Annotated in this window: 1 protein-coding gene; it reads left to right on the forward strand. The window is 63.1% G+C overall.

The annotated features are described in order from the left end of the window. Nucleotides 1-972: RNA-guided endonuclease IscB (gene iscB / locus FN369_RS09560; RefSeq protein ID WP_142525919.1), on the forward strand; the 972-nt coding region annotated here is incomplete at both ends.

A 972-nucleotide genomic window follows, 5' to 3' on the forward strand; every position in this document is an offset into this window, starting at 1 on the left:
CCGCCGCCCGCAGGGCTGGCTGCCGCCCAGCCTGCAACACCGCGTCGAGACGAGCATGTCCTGGGTTCGGCGGCTCGGCCGCTGGGTGCCGGTTTCTGCGCTGTCGCAGGAACTGGTGCGGTTCGACACCCAGGCGCTGCAAAACCCCGAGATCTCCGGTGCCGAGTATCAGCAAGGCGAACTTCGGGGCTACGAAGTCCGTGAGTATCTGCTGGAAAAGTGGGGCCGCAAGTGCGCCTACTGTGGTGCGGAAAACGTCCCGCTGGAGATCGACCATATTCATCCGCGCTCGAAGGGTGGAAGTGACCGCGTGAGCAATCTCACGCTGGCCTGCCGATCCTGCAACCAGCGCAAAGCCGATCGGGATGTCGCTGAATTTCTGGCGAAAGACCCGAAGCGCCTGGCGCGCATCACAGCCCAGTCCAAGGTGCCGCTGCGTGATGCGGCTGCCGTCAACAGCACGCGCTGGGCGTTGTTTCATCGGCTCAATGCAACAGCCCTGCCGGTCGAGGCTGGAACGGGCGGTCGCACGAAGTGGAACCGGCATCGGCTCAACATCCCCAAGGCGCACGCCATGGATGCGGCCTGCGTGGGCGAAGTCAGGTCCGTTGCCAACTGGCAGATTCCGACGCTGGTCATCAAGGCCACAGGGCGTGGGAGCTACCAACGCACGCGGCTGAATGCTTTTGGGTTCCCTCGCGGATACCTCACCCGCAGCAAGAGTGCATTCGGGTTTCAGACCGGGGACCTGGTGCGGGCTGTTGTGGCAACGGGCAAGAAGGCCGGAACCTACATCGGTCGTGTTGCGATTCGCGCCAGCGGCAGTTTCGACATCCAGGCCGCAACAGGTCTGGTGCAAGGTGTCCATCACCGCTTTTGCACGTTGATCCAACGCGCAGACGGGTATGGATATTCGTGGGCAAAAGATAGCAACCGAAGAAAGGATGCGGGAATTGGGGCGGCTTGCGCCGC

This window comes from Methylacidimicrobium cyclopophantes, from assembly GCF_902143385.2.
Taxonomy (GTDB): domain Bacteria; phylum Verrucomicrobiota; class Verrucomicrobiia; order Methylacidiphilales; family Methylacidiphilaceae; genus Methylacidimicrobium; species Methylacidimicrobium cyclopophantes.